The sequence below is a fragment of the Bradyrhizobium sp. URHC0002 genome (assembly GCF_054059515.1).
Genome location: NZ_JBSSCF010000001.1, coordinates 8,331,176 through 8,345,504 on the forward strand (window position 1 = coordinate 8,331,176; position 14,329 = coordinate 8,345,504).

At 60.9% G+C, this 14,329-nt stretch carries 13 protein-coding genes, 2 tRNA genes and 1 pseudogene; 5 read left to right on the forward strand and 11 right to left on the reverse strand.

All coding sequences use genetic code 11. The features are described 5' to 3' along the window. Positions 1–97: 97 nt before the first annotated feature. The 3 genes and pseudogenes from ACVWVY_RS40220 to ACVWVY_RS40230 form a co-directional block, all read right to left on the reverse strand. Complete coding sequence (locus tag ACVWVY_RS40220) at positions 98–1,318, reverse strand: tyrosine-type recombinase/integrase (RefSeq protein WP_456631568.1); 1,221 nt, start codon at positions 1,316–1,318, stop codon at positions 98–100. A 269-nt stretch (positions 1,319–1,587) separates the two neighbouring features. Next, a tRNA-Ile gene (locus ACVWVY_RS40225) sits at positions 1,588–1,674 on the reverse strand. Continuing rightward, a pseudogene (locus tag ACVWVY_RS40230) lies at positions 1,653–1,824 on the reverse strand (thiaminase II); the annotation flags it as partial. The pseudogene ACVWVY_RS40230 and the gene ACVWVY_RS40225, both read right to left, overlap by 22 nt. Positions 1,825–2,381: 557 nt before the next feature. Between ACVWVY_RS40230 and ACVWVY_RS40235 the strand changes: the two are divergent. Continuing rightward, positions 2,382–3,542 (forward strand): hypothetical protein, encoded by a 1,161-nt coding sequence (locus ACVWVY_RS40235; protein ID WP_456631569.1) that lies wholly within the window; start codon positions 2,382–2,384, stop codon positions 3,540–3,542. A gap of 17 nt (positions 3,543–3,559) precedes the next feature. Here the strand turns inward: ACVWVY_RS40235 and ACVWVY_RS40240 are convergent. Further along, positions 3,560–3,634 (reverse strand) — tRNA-Gln (locus ACVWVY_RS40240). A gap of 288 nt (positions 3,635–3,922) precedes the next feature. Here ACVWVY_RS40240 and ACVWVY_RS40245 point away from each other — a divergent pair. Together ACVWVY_RS40245 and ACVWVY_RS40250 are read left to right on the forward strand one after the other, a co-directional pair. After that, the gene (locus tag ACVWVY_RS40245; protein ID WP_456631570.1) at positions 3,923–5,704 is read left to right on the forward strand and encodes an acyl-CoA dehydrogenase; all 1,782 of its coding nucleotides are present in this window, start codon (positions 3,923–3,925) and stop codon (positions 5,702–5,704) included. Positions 5,705–6,046: 342 nt separating this feature from the next. Continuing rightward, the gene (locus tag ACVWVY_RS40250) at positions 6,047–7,348 is read left to right on the forward strand and encodes a hypothetical protein (RefSeq protein WP_456631571.1); all 1,302 of its coding nucleotides are present in this window, start codon (positions 6,047–6,049) and stop codon (positions 7,346–7,348) included. Positions 7,349–7,440: 92 nt separating this feature from the next. Here the strand turns inward: ACVWVY_RS40250 and ACVWVY_RS40255 are convergent, their stop codons facing one another. The 3 genes from ACVWVY_RS40255 to ACVWVY_RS40265 form a co-directional block, all read right to left on the reverse strand. Continuing rightward, the gene (locus ACVWVY_RS40255) at positions 7,441–7,782 is read right to left on the reverse strand and encodes a GcrA family cell cycle regulator (RefSeq protein WP_456631572.1); all 342 of its coding nucleotides are present in this window, start codon (positions 7,780–7,782) and stop codon (positions 7,441–7,443) included. A 127-nt stretch (positions 7,783–7,909) separates the two neighbouring features. Continuing rightward, positions 7,910–9,064 carry a hypothetical protein gene (locus ACVWVY_RS40260; protein ID WP_456631573.1) on the reverse strand — a complete coding sequence of 385 codons (1,155 nt, stop codon included), beginning with the start codon at positions 9,062–9,064 and terminating at the stop codon, positions 7,910–7,912. After that, positions 9,061–9,252, reverse strand: coding sequence for a hypothetical protein (locus ACVWVY_RS40265; RefSeq protein ID WP_456631574.1), 192 nt, complete (start codon positions 9,250–9,252; stop codon positions 9,061–9,063). Before ACVWVY_RS40265 ends, ACVWVY_RS40260 begins: the two co-directional genes overlap by 4 nt. Positions 9,253–9,962: 710 nt before the next feature. Here ACVWVY_RS40265 and ACVWVY_RS40270 point away from each other — a divergent pair. Then, positions 9,963–10,178, forward strand: coding sequence for a hypothetical protein (locus ACVWVY_RS40270; protein WP_456631575.1), 216 nt, complete (start codon positions 9,963–9,965; stop codon positions 10,176–10,178). A 383-nt stretch (positions 10,179–10,561) separates the two neighbouring features. On the opposite strand, the gene ACVWVY_RS40275 is transcribed toward ACVWVY_RS40270, so the two are convergent. Beyond that, complete coding sequence (locus ACVWVY_RS40275) at positions 10,562–11,338, reverse strand: hypothetical protein (RefSeq protein WP_456631576.1); 777 nt, start codon at positions 11,336–11,338, stop codon at positions 10,562–10,564. A 416-nt stretch (positions 11,339–11,754) separates the two neighbouring features. Continuing rightward, positions 11,755–12,186: a CBS domain-containing protein gene (locus tag ACVWVY_RS40280; protein WP_456631577.1), complete on the reverse strand. Its 432-nt coding sequence runs from the start codon at positions 12,184–12,186 to the stop codon at positions 11,755–11,757. A 178-nt stretch (positions 12,187–12,364) separates the two neighbouring features. Here ACVWVY_RS40280 and ACVWVY_RS40285 point away from each other — a divergent pair, with 178 nt between their 5' ends. Continuing rightward, complete coding sequence (locus tag ACVWVY_RS40285; protein ID WP_456631578.1) at positions 12,365–12,775, forward strand: F0F1 ATP synthase subunit epsilon; 411 nt, start codon at positions 12,365–12,367, stop codon at positions 12,773–12,775. A 133-nt stretch (positions 12,776–12,908) separates the two neighbouring features. Here ACVWVY_RS40285 and ACVWVY_RS40290 read toward each other — a convergent pair whose 3' ends face one another. Continuing rightward, positions 12,909–13,115 carry a DUF1737 domain-containing protein gene (locus ACVWVY_RS40290; protein ID WP_161852629.1) on the reverse strand — a complete coding sequence of 69 codons (207 nt, stop codon included), beginning with the start codon at positions 13,113–13,115 and terminating at the stop codon, positions 12,909–12,911. Between the two features lie 138 nt (positions 13,116–13,253). Beyond that, entirely contained in the window at positions 13,254–14,207 is a 954-nt protein-coding gene (locus tag ACVWVY_RS40295; RefSeq protein WP_456631579.1) for a ring-cleaving dioxygenase, read from the reverse strand. Positions 14,208–14,329: the final 122 nt, after the last annotated feature.

Here is a 14,329-nt window from a genome sequence, read left to right on the forward strand (position 1 = left end):
AGCGCGCCCGCACCAAGCGGCGCGAGAGCCGGGTCGCCAAGCGCCCGGTAGCGGGGCCAAGTATGCCAAGCGGCCCCGTAAGCAAAACGAAATGAGCCTATAGTTCGGCAGAACTCTCTGGAGGCTCTGCGAGAATGATCGGTTGCGCAGCCTGCGGGCGCCTGTCCTCGCCAGCGGCGAGGTCTGCCGGTTTCCGCCGCTGTCGCGGCGTGGGCCTCATGACATTGATCGCAGCCGCATCGAGTGAGTTCATGATGTGCGCTGCATAGAACCTCTGGATCATCTCGACGCTGGTCCGGCAGTTCTTGGCGATCTGGTAGATATCCGCGCCTTCCGTCAGCCGCATGCAGATGTACGTGTGCCGCAGGCTGTAGGCCGTGCGTTTGTGGCCTTCGCGATCGAGCTTAAGCTCGGCCCGCTTCAGGATGCCGTTGAACAGCTTGATATGGAGACCAGGAAACACCGGGTCAGTAGGCCGTGGCAATTGTCTGCCGCTGCCCTCTTCCTTGGCCTTGCCCCTCTCCGGCTTGGGACGGCTCAACAAACGCTCATAGACGCGCACGGCGCCCGGCATGCTCTTGCAGTTGCCGAAGCCCACCTTGCCGCGCACTTCAATGGCGAGGATGCGCTCGCGGGTCGCCGCGTCATCCACAATGGTCACGTCGCGGTGCTGGAGGTTCTTGGCTTCATCGGGCCGCATGCCAGTGTTGGCCATGAACAGGATGTAGTCGTAGACCTGCTCGGCATCCCATTGCCAAGGTTTGCCATGCGACTGCTTTGCATAGTCGCGCGCCGCCTCATAAAGCTGTTTGTATTCCGTAGGACTGAACCACGGACGGTGCGCGATCTTCCCCCGCGTCTTGTAGGGAGGCGACAGGTCCGGCAAATGCGCGAGCCACCCGTGGCGGATCGCGGTCTTGAGCACCAGCCGAAGAGTGACGATCTCGTCATGCAAAGTGCTGCGGGCCGGTGGTTTGTAGACCGGTGGCTCGGCCTCGGGGCCCTGTGCATCGTCCCCCGCCGACGTCTCAACCGGGGGCGGGGTGACGCGATGCACCCGATAATCCTGCACCTTGCCGGGGTTGACCTCGGACAAGCCAAGATCACCGAAGAATGGGTTGAGGTGCAGCCGGATGCGGATGCTGTGGCCCTGCACCCACTTCGCGCTACGCTGCCCCTCAGTGATGGTGGTGTATTCTTCCTCAAATTTGGCGGCGGCCTCGCGGAAGGACTTCTCGCGCTTCTTGACCAACCCCGCCTTCACCTTGCCTCGATGGCCAAGGTACCAGTCTTCCGCGAACTGCTTGGCTTGTTCCAAGCCTTCTTCCTTGGTTGTCGCGCGGAAGCGATGTCCGTCAATGGACGCGCTACAGTGCCAATGGTGGCTCCGCTCGCGCCTGTAAAGTTGGACCAATCCCCCAAGAATTTCGTGCCTGACCACGACCAAAGCTCCCGTTGAAGGGAACCTACCACAATTGTGTGGTTTCGTCAGGGGGTGTGCCGGAGTGTGCCAGGTGTGTGCCAGCTACTTTTCTAAACAAACAGCGGGCTGAGGAAACATCAACCCGCTGTTTTCATTTAATAATTTGGTTGCTGGGATAGGATTTGAACCTATGACCTTCAGGTTATTAGCCTGACGGCTGCCGAAGTGGCTATTCAACATGCTGGCCCGCACGCCAGTCCATTTCTAGGAAGTCGATCTCAAGGCGAGTGGCTTCCTTGAAGATCGCGATCCGCCTCGCGGGCCGGCGTGGCGTAGAGAACGGCGAGACCTTCCAGGTGCCCCCTGCCGCGACCTCCTGATCGCGCACCGGCATAGTCGGCGGGTTTCCCAATTGCACCCTACGGTGTCCGATTGCCGAATGAACCGGGATCGCCCTCGCAAAGTGTTGGCTTTTGCGTTTGATATCCCGTGCGGGAAGTGAACGAGGGGCGAATTCCTTGAAGCGCCGGCGAGGCGCTCAGCGCATTCACGCCTCTAGATCTGCGTTCTGACTGTCGCCATCTCCTTCGGGAACGAAGTAAGATATGAGCAAACCAGCTGCGATACCGAATGGGGCTTGGCCCAGGCGAATGGCCGTTGATCTAGCCGCCGGCTACTGCGGAGAGCGGACAATTGAGGACTTCCTAAAGCGAGTCGGCGCGGAGTATCCTTTGCCGAGGGTAAGTGAGGGACGTCGACGACTATGGTTGAGGGACGATCTAGACGCAGCTATTTTGCCTCCGGAACAGGCGTCGGCAGCCGACATCGCCGAGGATTTGTAACAGTAAAATTGCCGCGGCACGTTCTTCCCAAGATTCTCGCCTCCGGAAGGACTGCCTTCTATTACACGGTTCCTACAAAGTACCGGAAGATGGGCTGCCCCCTCCCGAACGAACCGTTGGGAACGGACTACGCCAAGGCATGTGGCGAGGGTGGCAGGGCCGAAACCCTCAACGGGCTGTTCGATGAATGGAACGATGCCCGCAAAGGTCTTCCCATCTCCAGCGAGGAGGCGCCGCGCATAGGCAGCATCGATTGGCTCTTCCGAGAGTACCGGCAGAGCCGGGCCTACCTCGAAAAGGTCAATCCTCGATCGCGCCGCAACTATGAATGGAATATGCGCGAAATTTGCGACACTCTGACTAATCGCGGTGATCGCGTCGGCAGTCGTCCTATCAAGTCTGTTACACCATTAGGCGCGGACAAGCTCTATGACCGCTTTGTAAAGGGCGGAAAAGGCAACCGCCTGCGGACGGCGGAAAAGCTAATCGTTCTATGTCGGAAGGCTTGGCGCGTTGTGCATCGGTTGTACCCGGGAGAATTCCCTAAAGAAATACCGAACCCGTGGTTAGGCGTGACGATGGCAACGCGCGTGAAGCTGGTTAAACCGGCCGTGACGCGGGAGCAGGTCTATGCGTTTGCGAACGGCTGCTTGGAGCACGGTGAGATCGAATGTGCGGCCTGCGCGGTTATCTGCTTCGAATGGTTGCAGCGGCCGGAAAACGTCATTGCCGGTCATATCAAATGGACTGGGTATCGCATAGGACCAAAGCCGACGATCCGCATCGAGCACCATAAGACGGGCGCCGTGATCGACCATCCACTAGAAGAAGTACTGCCGGACGGGACGGTTGTAAGATTCTACGAGGACGCCGAAAGGTTTCTCGCCAAACTTTCGCGGCGTGGCGTTCCGATGATACTCCGAGTAGTCGAAGAAGGCGTCTCCAAGCCCTACTCGTTCTCTGGCATGCAAAAGATCGTCCAGCGGATGAGGAAGGAAGTCGGCCTGCCGTCCATCTTCACATTGGATGCTTGCCGACACGGCGGAATGACGGAGCTCGAAGAAGCGGAACTTACTGAAGGTCAGGGCCGTGCGCTGTCCGCTCACCGCACGCGAGAAAGTTACGCTGGATATGCGAAGCGCACGGAGGCGCGGATGCTCTCGGCCACGAGGAAACGCCACGCTCATGCATTGGCGAACCAAATAGCAACAGGCGTTCAGAATGCGACAGGTGAGAGCGTTCAGAACGAAAATGCCGGCAGATCGAAAAGCGCCTGATTTCATTGCATAAATTCTGGCTGGGGCGGGAGGGATCGAACCTCCGAATGGCGGAATCAAAATCCGCTGCCTTACCGCTTGGCTACGCCCCAACAGGCTGAACCGGAGCGCGCGCGGACGATACCCCCTTGCGCGAACCGGTTCGGACAACGCCCGGTCTATAGAGGGTGTCAGGTCATTTCAACAGGCTGGAATCCCGAATTTCGTTCGAAATCAGCCCCCGGAAGCGTGACACTTTATATTAGGGCCGCTTACGCGAAAGCCCCCGGCCGGTTTCACACCCCCCTGGCGCGGCCCAATACCGCCCATCGGAGAGTTGAGACAACCCCGGTTTCGTGGGAATACGGCAGCTCCGTTCCCGTCAAAGCGAGATTATGGTCATGACTTACCGCGCGCCGATCTCCGACATCCTGCTCGCGCTCAACCACGGTGCCGGCCTGCAGGCGGCCGTGAAGGCCGGCCATTACGGCGACTTCGACGGCGACATCACCGCGGCCGTGCTGGAGGAAGCCGGAAAATTCGCCGGCGACGTGCTGGCGCCCCTGAACAGGGTAGGCGACGAACACGGCATCAAGCTCGCCGACGACAAGGTGACGACCGCGCCCGGCTGGCCCGACGCCTATCAGCGCTGGATCGCGGGCGGATGGAACGCAGTGTCGGGGCCGGAAGGCTTCGGCGGCCAAGGCCTGCCGATGGCGATCAACGCGGCCTGTACCGAAATCTGGAGCGCGTCGAACATCGCCTTCGGCCTTTGCCCGCTGCTGACGCTCTCCGCCATCGAGGCGCTCGATGCCCATGGCAGCGATGAACTGAAGCAGATCTATCTGGAAAAACTCGTCTCCGGCGAATGGACCGGCACGATGCAGCTCACCGAGCCGCAGGCCGGCTCCGATGTCGGTGCACTGCGCACCCGCGCCGAGCGCGCTGATGACGGCAGCTACCGCATCAAGGGCACGAAAATCTTCATCACCTATGGCGACCACGACATGACCGATAACATCGTGCATTTCGTGCTGGCCCGCCTGCCCGATGCGCCCGCGGGCACCAAGGGTATTTCGCTCTTTCTCATTCCGAAATTCATGGTCAATGCCGACGGCTCGCTCGGCGCACGCAACGACATCTATCCGTCCGGCGTCGAGCACAAGCTCGGCATGCACGCCTCCCCCACCTGCACCATGACGATGGGCGATCGCGGCGGCGCCATCGGTTACCTGATCGGCGAGGAAAATCGCGGCATGCTCTGCATGTTCACGATGATGAACCAGGCCCGCCTCGGCGTCGGCCTCGAAGGCGTCGGCATTGCCGACCGCGCCTATCAGCAGGCGCTGGCCTTTGCGCAGGAACGCAAGCAGGGCCGCGCCATCGGCAGACAAGGCGACGGGCTCGATCCGATCATCGAGCATCCCGACGTCAAGCGCATGCTGTTGCAGATGCGCAGCATGACGGCCGCCGCGCGGTCGATCTGCTACGCCACCGCAGTGGCGATGGACGTGTCCGTGCGTGCCAAGGACGCGAAGGTGCGGGCTGACGCCGCCGCGCGCGGCGCGCTGCTGACGCCGATTGCAAAGGCCTTCTCCACCGACATCGGCAATGAAGTGAGCTATCTCGGCGTGCAGGTTCACGGCGGCATGGGCTTCATCGAGGAGACCGGCGCCGCGCAGCATTACCGCGACGCGCGCATCACCACGATCTACGAGGGCACCAACGGCATCCAGTCGATCGACCTCGTGACGCGAAAACTCGCGGCAAACGGCGGCGCCTCGGTCTGGGCCCTGCTCGATGAACTGGGCGGTATCGTCAAGCAGGTCGAGGCCTCGAACGATCCCGCGTTTGGCACCACAGGCGCAAAACTGCGCGACGCGCTCGGCTCGCTGGAGCGCGCCAGCAAGTGGTTGCTGGAGCGCGTGGCCTCCGCGCCGAACGACGCGCTGGCGAGCGCCACGCCTTATCTCCGTTTGTTTGGTTCAACGCTCGGCGGCTGCATGCTGGCCGGCGAAGCGCTGGCCGCCAAGAGCAATGGCGACGCCGGCGATCCGCAGCGCTACGTGACGGTGGCGCGATTCTTTGCCGAGAACATCACCGTGCAGGCGGGATCGCTGGAAAAGACGGTCACCGACAGCGCGGAAGCCGTGAACGGCGCGGACACGGTGTTGCTGGGGTGACAGTCCGCAGGGTGGGTCGGCGACTTGTCCGCCGTAGCTCGCAGAGCGAAGGCGGAAGCGTAACCCACTACCGTGAGCACGACTCGACGAACCATATGGTGGATTACGCTTACGCTAATCCGCCATATGAGCTTGCTCTGAATATGCGGCTCGCACGCATCCGTCGCAGAATGGCACAGCAAGTTCCATGCTGCGGCCCGTGGTATTGAAGCAACACCTTCTAAAAAATAGATGATCCCGTAGTCTCCGGCCGTTGCGCATTCATTTCGCAATCCGAAGAATGAGCGCTGTCGTGTGCTTGGCTATGCAATCAGGCTCATGCGAGCCTTGGGAGGCCGGATCATGGACCCATGGCGATTGGCGACGAAGGCGCAGCGCCGAATCAACGCTCTCGCGGGCACCGCCCTCGCGAGCTGTGTTCTTGCCTGGCTCGCGGGCTTCGGTTCGGCTCCCATCAAGCACGTCGGCGCTTCCATCGAAAACACTCGCGCGGCCGCGATCGAGAGCACCAGCGCGGTGTCCATCGTGGAACGCCGCGAACCAACTGTCATCACAAACGCCGCGCCCACGGAGCCATCGCAGAAGATCGTTCTGGCGAGTGCCGATATCGGTGACGTCATTGTGGCGCCAGCCACCGATTCCGTGATGGCGAAAGTCGCCGAAGCGACGGCGAACCTTCGTTATGAGCCGATATCGCTTTTCGAGATTTCGTTGGCCGATCCTTCGCAGGTGCTGTCGCCCGAGGAACCGTCCACCGATGTAGCGATGGTCAGCCCGACCGATGCGGTGCCTTACAATGCCCAGCCAGCGATCCCCACCCTCGAAATCAACGAGGAGTGCCTGGTCGCGGAGATCTGCATCGATCGCTATCTGTGGGCTCTCTACGAGCGGGCGCCCAAGGTCGATGCCATCAAGGTGTATGAACAGCGCAAGGTGACGATCAAGCGCAAGGGCAAGACGAAAACTGTCACCAGGACCTTCACCAGGCGTGTCGACGAGGACTTTACCTGGAAGGACCCGAAGGCCGCTGAAAGAGCCGGCATGTCGATGATGGACTATGTGATCGGCGGCATGGACCGGAAGTTCAAGCTCAAGCTGTTTCACACCCTTCACGCCGCTGAGCAGGCCGGACTGTCGCCCGGCATCACCAGCGCGTTCCGCGACGACTACCGCCAGGGAATCGCAAGCGGCCTGAAGGCGGCAACCGACCGGTCCTACCATGGCGGCAGTACCCGTGGCGGCTATGGCCGCGGGCTTGCAGCCGACATTGTGAGCGTCAAAGGCAACAGCCGCGCGCAGCGATGGGTCTCCACCGAGAAGCTCTGGAAGTGGATCGACGCAAACGGCAAGGACTATGGAACCGGTCGTCCCTATCTTGACAGGGATCCGCCCCACGTCGCGCCGATCGACGGCCAGGAATATGTCTCCCGCCGCGGCGGAGCGAAAACGCAGGAGGCGGAAGCGAAGCCCAGGAAAACCCAGGTCGCGGAATCGAAGGTCAAGAAGAGCAGCCGGCAGGCTGCGCGGAACGATCGCAGCAAGACGAAGCAGGCCAAGACCGCTAAAATTGCCAAGGCCGCTAAAATGGCCAAGGCCGCGAAAATCGCCAAGAACGTGAAACTCGCGAGAGCGAGGACCATGTAGCCGGTTCAAGCCTGCTCTTCCCGCGCATGGCGGGAAGGCTATTAGGAGCGGATCGATCATACCGATCCTCTCGACCAGACCGACAGCAAGCGTCAGCCGGTATTCCTGACCGCATTAGCCAGCATCGCGTAAAGCTCACGCTTGGTGAGCTCCTTGGCAAGTTCCTTGGTCTGCTTCGCGACCGGCTTCCGCGTGGACACCACTCGATCCACCGGCCGGGCGCAGGCTGCCGCCAACGCCGGCCTTCGCGTCGGCACCGCCACGATCCTGGGGTTGGCCGTCGGTGGCTTGTGACTCCGCTTGTGGCCCATGCGCTTCAGCTTGGCGCTCACCGCGTTGCGGCTGTAGCCAAGCCGACTGGCGATCTGACCGGCACTGTGGCCCGCGGCCCAGAGTTCTTTGAGCAGCGCTACGTCTTTCGCATCCCAACTCATGGGGAATACTTATACCCCGAATGTTGGCTTTAGGCGAGTCGTTGCTGATGCTGCGTTGGCCGATGGTTGATCTCGTCGTTAACGCAGCCATCACCAGCGCTTGGGGAAGTGCTACTGCAGTCGGCTCTCATCTCGACTCGCTGGCTCGCGAACCAGCCGCCGCGACCGTCAAGGCGATCGCTGCGGGATCGCAGCACAGCACCATCAACAATATCAGCCATCGCACCGCGACTTCGGGCGCGGCGCCGACCATCATTGCAAGATACTGGATCGGGCCTGCGGATGCCTCGATGCGGGAACGTTCACCGGCCAGCGCGGCGCGTTGCGCCTGCAGCCCGACCAGCGTAGCGGTTGCCGCCTGCCGCTGCGTATCCAACCCGTCCCGCGTCAAACGCTGCTGCGTTGCTATATTGATGGCCCGCGTCACCCGGCCAAGCCGCGTCGATTCGTCCACGGCCCGGTCGATTTGCGCAATGCGGCTGTTAAGATCGGCAACGGCAGCCGTTTGCGCCGTGACGCGGGCGTCGAGTGCTTCAAGCCGCTCAGTGACGCCAGAACGCGACGTGGCCGCCACGCTGACATGCGCCTCGACCAGCTTGCCGAACACACCGGCGGCGTTGATGAGCGCAAGGCCGGCAACGAGGGCCACCATGACCGCGCGCATTTTCCAGTTGGTCCGGCGCCAATGCGCGGCCAGCCATCCGGCGATCACCAGCTTGCCGGCCTCCATCGTGGCGGCGAGCACCATGACCGCAACCGGCGCGCCGGGAAATATCTCGGCCATGCCTGCGACTGAAAAATAGGCAGCAACCGTCGCCAGCGCGAGTGCTGCAACAAGGGCAAAGGCGCGGCTGGTGCGGGCGCGTTCCGGCGTGGCGGCAACGGCCTCCGGCACGGTGGGTGCTGCGGATACCGTCAGCGCCTCGGGCGGCGCGTCGGGCGCCTCCGGCTCGCCATCGGCCTCGGCTGTCTTGGCCTCTTCCGGCTTGACCTCTCCTGTCTTGGCCTCTCCTGTCTTGGCCCTGGTTGTCTTGGCTGCTTTGGCCTTGCTCCCCTTGGCGGCCCTGGATGCCGGAGAGGAGCGGCCGCGCTTCGTTGCCGGCAAGGGCGCCTCGCCGGATGGTTCAACGCTGATATCTTCCGCAGGTGTCGCCACCAATCGAGGCGTGCGATTTGAGGCATTTGCCCAAGCGTCAAGCTGATGCCTGATGCGCACAGCATCGCTGTCGCCCTTCGTCGGTTCGGACGCGGAGATCGCTTGCGTGGTTGCACGGCCCGTCATGTGGCTCCCCAACTCATAGCGGCAAAAGCCAGTTTCTCCTCGGCGAAGAACTGGAGTGTGCCGTAACCTTCCGTGTCGACGGCATATCTAAAGCTTCCGTCAACGGTCGGAAATACTGCAACAACCGTGCCCGACTCGTGATCGTTGGCAACGTTTTCGACTTGCTCGCCGATCGCAAACTTCGACATCGAAAACTCCGTTTCGGATTCGTCGATGCGATTATATCTGCACGCGCAGGCTGCCGCTTCTTAACGATGTACCTTCCGAAATTTAGGACGATGGTTGTTGCACTAATGCCGCATCCTGCTCTCGGAAGGGAACCGCTCTACACGTGGAACGCGAAACGGGCATCGCGCGACGTTCGGAATGAGTCTGAAATGCGCTTGGAGACGAAATCAGTCCGACAATCCAAATTTTGCGGCTTCGTCGCCCTCACTCTTCGAGTGTGCCCAATTTGCAGGATGGCTGGAGCGCCTTGTCCGCCGTAGCTCAACGAGAAGGTGGAAGCGATAGCCATCAATTGCTGCCCGGGACGGTGATGGGTTTCGCTTCGCTCTACCCATCCAGCGAAGTGTGCGATTTCTGCCCGCGAGCGTCACCGCGAACCCAGGCGGCGCAATCCAGAACTGTTGCAGCGTTAAGACAGTTACGGCCGTTCCGGCACGATCCCGTAGTTCTACGCTTTGCGAATCGGCCCTGCCCGCCCCTACTCTCAGCGCAGTTTCCATTTACTTGCGTTGTTGGTATCCGGCCCGTGCGAAAAAGCACGGCTACGGAAGGGCTGCGCCTTTGCAGCTCAATTCGCGTAGGGAGCGTCCAAAAAACGGCGTGCACCAATGTTGGCATGAACCCTGCATTGGCTGAACGAATTGGATATTCCTTAGCAACGAAGGTCGCCATGCTCGTCACTCTCGTCGCCGTTCTCTGCAACAGCCAGCTCTGTCTCGAAAAAGTCGTCACCACCAGTGACCAGTCCGGCATCACCATGAACGCCTGCACGGTCCACGCGCAGATTGGAATTGCCGACTGGCTCGCCAAGGGCCCGTATCGCGAATGGCATTTGCAGCGCTACAAATGCGTGCTCGGGAAGTACACGCCCAAAAACGAAGCGTGAGGAGCCGCAAGCTACGTCACGCTGGCGCGCGGCTCTTCACCTTCTCGCCGCGCGACTTGCTCTCGAGGCTGCTAAAAATTCCTTTCCTCTAAAATGAGGGAGCAGGGAATGCCGGGTGCTTGCTGCACCCGCGGTCTCGTGTGCAATGTGCACGAGGAAGTGCGCACACCAGACGTCTTGCGCGCCGTGTTCGCTCACAGATAACGCGCTTGGCGAAACTCCGGATATCGATTGTTTTGGGATATCTGCCATACACTGAGCAACGGATTAGGTATCCGACACTCGAGATCCGCATTCGCGCCACAGCCAGTTGGCCGCGGCCGATCGGGAGCCCCATTAATTTTTGTGCGATAGCGGCTCTTGGTTTTAGGCGGCCGGGTGCATTAGCGCACTGACCATGGCCATGCGAATGACGGTTGCGGTTTTTTGGCTTGCGGCCGCGCCGGGGTTGGCGTCGGCTTTTGCGCCTGGCCGACAGTGGCCGCCTGCCGCGGACGCGGCAGTGGTATTTCGGGCATTACCTTTGGCTCTTCAGGGATCATCGTTGGCTCTTCGAGCATCATCGTTGGCGCTTCGGGCATCGCCTTTGGCTCTGAAGGGCTGGCGATGACGTTTGCGGGTTGTTCCTGGCTTGCGTTGACCCGCTCGGTAAGCGCCTGGCTTTCGCGCGCCATCTGGACCTGGGTCGCCTTGATCTGGTCGACGGTACTGTTGTTGCGCGCCATTTCTTCCCGGCTCGCCGCAAATTGGCTCGTGAGATTTTCATTGTCTCGGACCAATTGTTCTTGCCTCACCTTGAGCTGTTCGACCGTTTGCTTCAAGGCAGCGAGATCGCGCGCCATCGGTTGGAGCTGCTGCGCCAACTCGGAAGACAGGGCAACAGCAGCCGCCGCGACGTCTTTCGGCGCAGCGGCTACCGGCGCCGCCTGTGTCAGAGGTTTCGGATCTGAGCGGGCCATCATCGCCGTATCAACGGAGGATGACCGCCACCAGGCAGCGACACCTATGGATGCAGCCAAAGACCCGACGAAAGCCACATAGCGCCAATCCGACAATCGATAACTCGTTGCCAGCGGTGGGCGAGACGTCTTCATGCTGGTCGGCGGGGCCGAAGGACTGATTCCCGCTTCGCGCGCCAGGTTCGAAAGCTGCTGCTCCAAGCCCGCGGCCTGCCCTTCCGCGAACTTCTCGTTCAGCGTGGAAGCCATTTGGTGCTCCGTATCAAATGCAATGGCACCCGCCTGAAAGCGATCCCCCCATCTGCGCTACCGCGAGCTAACACTGGCGTTTAACGCAGCCGAGGAGGCGGAACTATGTCCTTGCCCGGAGAACTACGGAAGGAGTACTGACCCTTCGCGGGCGCGCCGCGTTCGTCGCCAAGTTCCTTGATGGCAACGAATGTGCTGAGCCCCTTCGCGGGCTACTGTTTTGTCATCGGGCGGGTGGCGGTGGAGACAGGCCGTCGTCAATTCCTATGGCTCGGCCCGTTAGCAAAAGAACCGTTTAAACATCTGCACTTGAACAGAGGCCGTCAGACGAAGCTTTCAGTCCGACAGTCCAGCGTGACAATCCGGCGTTAACGTGCGGCGATGTAGGCATCGCGCAGGACGTTGGTTTCAAGCTGCAGATCGTCCAGACGATATTTGACCACATCGCCGATGCTGATTATCCCGGCGAGCTTGCCGTCATGGACAACCGGCATGTGGCGCACGCGGTGCCGTGTCATCAGGTCCATCACGTGAGAGACAGTTTCCGCTGGGGACACGGTGATCACGCCATGTCGCATGATTTCGCTCACAGACATCGATGTGGCAGCCTCGCCGTGGCGAGAAATCGCGAGAACGATTTCACGTTCGGAAATGAGACCAAGAACTTCGCTACCGCTCGTTACCACGAGAGCGCCGATATTTTTTGCACGCAGCCAATCCGCCGCTCTCTTGACGCTAACATCCGGGGCGATTGTTGCGACGTCGGTTCCCTTTTTCTTCAGAATGCTTTCCACGGACATAGCACCCTCCAATCGCAGCCGCCGTTGTGATACTTGCCTTGGCCTTTGCAGAGGTTCAATATTTCAAGGAGTGGCTCCAATGCCTCTGTCGTCCCGAGACGAATATCTGGCCGTCGCCTGCCTCGCGGTCGTGCGCGAACGAAATCTATCACAAGGTTAGAGCGATTGGGGAGTTACAATGTCAACTTTCAAAGCAAACCTTGTATCGCCTGAAAAACTCCTGTTTTCAGACGAGGTAGATCAGGTGGATTTGCCGGGCCTGGAAGGCGATTTCGGCGTTCTGGCCGGCCATACGCCGATCGTCGCAGCGCTACGCCCGGGGATCGTAGATATTAGAACCGCTGACACCCGGCAGAGATTTGTGGTGCTGGGAGGGCTGGCTGAATTCTCGAGCGAGGAACTCACTATTCTTGCGGATACCGCCTCACCAGTTGAGGAGTTTGATCTTGCTGACCTCACGGCCCGCATCGAACAAATGCAGGATAATTTGGCGAAGATTTCGATCGGCGAAGAACTTGATCGTGCCATCGAACAGCTCGATCATTACAAAACCGTCCACAAGAGTTTGACCCTGACCACGGCCCTTTAGCTGTAGGAAATCGGTTCGACAGACGGACCTCGTTTTCTGCCACGGTCAGCGGGGAGCCCGCATCAGCGCAGCGACATGCGGGAACAAAGGAAGCTGAGGCCCCGGATGTCATTCCGCTCATCCGGCTACGGTTCTACAGCTTCGACAAATCCATTTCGGAATCGTAGGTCTTGCCTTCGACGTCCTTGGTGATGGCTTGCCCGCAGATCACTTCGCCGCGCTTCTGGTCGAATGTCAGAGTCGGCTGTCCGTAAAGCTGCCACCCGCGGTTCAGAGCATCGGTCACCCGATGGCAGAACGCGGCGTCATCCTTGCCGGTGAGATATCGGTAGACCTTCATGATGTCCTCGACAGGTTCACTAGCTTCATTCCGTAGCCCGTAGGGTGGGCAAAGCGCAGCGTGCCCACCATTTCCAAGCGATGGCGTTGATCGATGGTGGGCACGGCGCAAGCACGCCTTTGCCCACCCTACGGAATCTCACTCGATCGGCTTCAGCCCCGCCTCGATCGCCGCCCTTCGCGGCTCCAAAAACGGCGGCAGCGCCAATCTCTCGCCGAGTGTTTCCATCGGCTCATCCGTCGCAAACCCCGGGCCGTCGGTGGCGATCTCGAACAAGATGCCGTTGGGTTCGCGGAAGTAGAGGCTGCGGAAATAGAAGCGGTCGATCTCGCCGCTGTTGGGGACGCGCAAGTCCGTCAGGTGCTTCGTCCAGGCGTGATACTGCGCCTCGTCGGGGGTTCGGAACGCGACGTGGTGGACGCCGCCGGCGCCTTGCCGCGCCATTGGCGAATTCTTGTCTTCGAGCACATGCAGCTCGGCGGCGGGGCCGCCCTCTCCCCTTGCCTCCCCCATCTCGAACACATGAATCTGCGCGCCGTGAGCGGCATAGTCGCGCGCGCGGCGCATGTTCATCACCTCGGTCAACACGAAGGCGGTGCGCGACAGATCGTGCACGGTCAGCACGATCGGACCGAGCCCGCGGATCTGGTGTTCGGCCGGCACCGGACTGCGGTCCCACGGCGAGGCCGTGCCCGCGCCGCCGTCGTCGACCAGCACCAGGCGCTGGCCCTCGCCGTCCTCGAACGGCAGCGTCAGCCGGCCGTCGACCTCGACGATATCGCCGGTCACGCCGCCGGCCGTTTTCAGGCGGTCCCGCCAGTAGCCAAGGGTCTTTTCGCCCGAGACGCGCAAGCCCGTGCGCGAGATCGAATTGGTTCCGCGCCGCTCGGGGGCGGCCGGGAAATCGAAGAAGGTGAGATCGGTGCCGGGGTTGGCTTTGCCGTCGGCGTAGAACAGGTGATAGGCGCTGACGTCGTCCTGGTTGACGGTCTTTTTCACCAGCCGCATGCCGAGCAGGCCAGTGTAAAAGGCCAAATTCTCCCGGGGCTTCGCCGAGACCGCGGTCAGATGATGAATTCCGCCTAGCTGCATTGCATTATCCTACTGGTCACATCCCTCGGAAAAATCCGCCGGGACAGTTTGGTCCCTTGCCGGATCATGTAGGATATGGCCGGATGATTGGCCAGCGGCACCGTTGCCGTCTGCGATCCAAG

Excerpts from the sequence above, each read along its gene's own strand:
- ACVWVY_RS40245 (WP_456631570.1), top strand. The coding sequence starts at position 3,923 with ATGACTTACCGCGCGCCGATCTCCGACATCCTGCTCGCGCTCAACCAC.
- ACVWVY_RS40250 (WP_456631571.1), top strand. The coding sequence starts at position 6,047 with ATGGACCCATGGCGATTGGCGACGAAGGCGCAGCGCCGAATCAACGCT.
- ACVWVY_RS40255 (WP_456631572.1), bottom strand. The coding sequence starts at position 7,782 with ATGAGTTGGGATGCGAAAGACGTAGCGCTGCTCAAAGAACTCTGGGCC.
- ACVWVY_RS40260 (WP_456631573.1), bottom strand. The coding sequence starts at position 9,064 with ATGACGGGCCGTGCAACCACGCAAGCGATCTCCGCGTCCGAACCGACG.
- ACVWVY_RS40265 (WP_456631574.1), bottom strand. The coding sequence starts at position 9,252 with ATGTCGAAGTTTGCGATCGGCGAGCAAGTCGAAAACGTTGCCAACGAT.
- ACVWVY_RS40270 (WP_456631575.1), top strand. The coding sequence starts at position 9,963 with ATGCTCGTCACTCTCGTCGCCGTTCTCTGCAACAGCCAGCTCTGTCTC.
- ACVWVY_RS40280 (WP_456631577.1), bottom strand. The coding sequence starts at position 12,186 with ATGTCCGTGGAAAGCATTCTGAAGAAAAAGGGAACCGACGTCGCAACA.
- ACVWVY_RS40285 (WP_456631578.1), top strand. The coding sequence starts at position 12,365 with ATGTCAACTTTCAAAGCAAACCTTGTATCGCCTGAAAAACTCCTGTTT.
- ACVWVY_RS40290 (WP_161852629.1), bottom strand. The coding sequence starts at position 13,115 with ATGAAGGTCTACCGATATCTCACCGGCAAGGATGACGCCGCGTTCTGC.
- ACVWVY_RS40295 (WP_456631579.1), bottom strand. The coding sequence starts at position 14,207 with ATGCAGCTAGGCGGAATTCATCATCTGACCGCGGTCTCGGCGAAGCCC.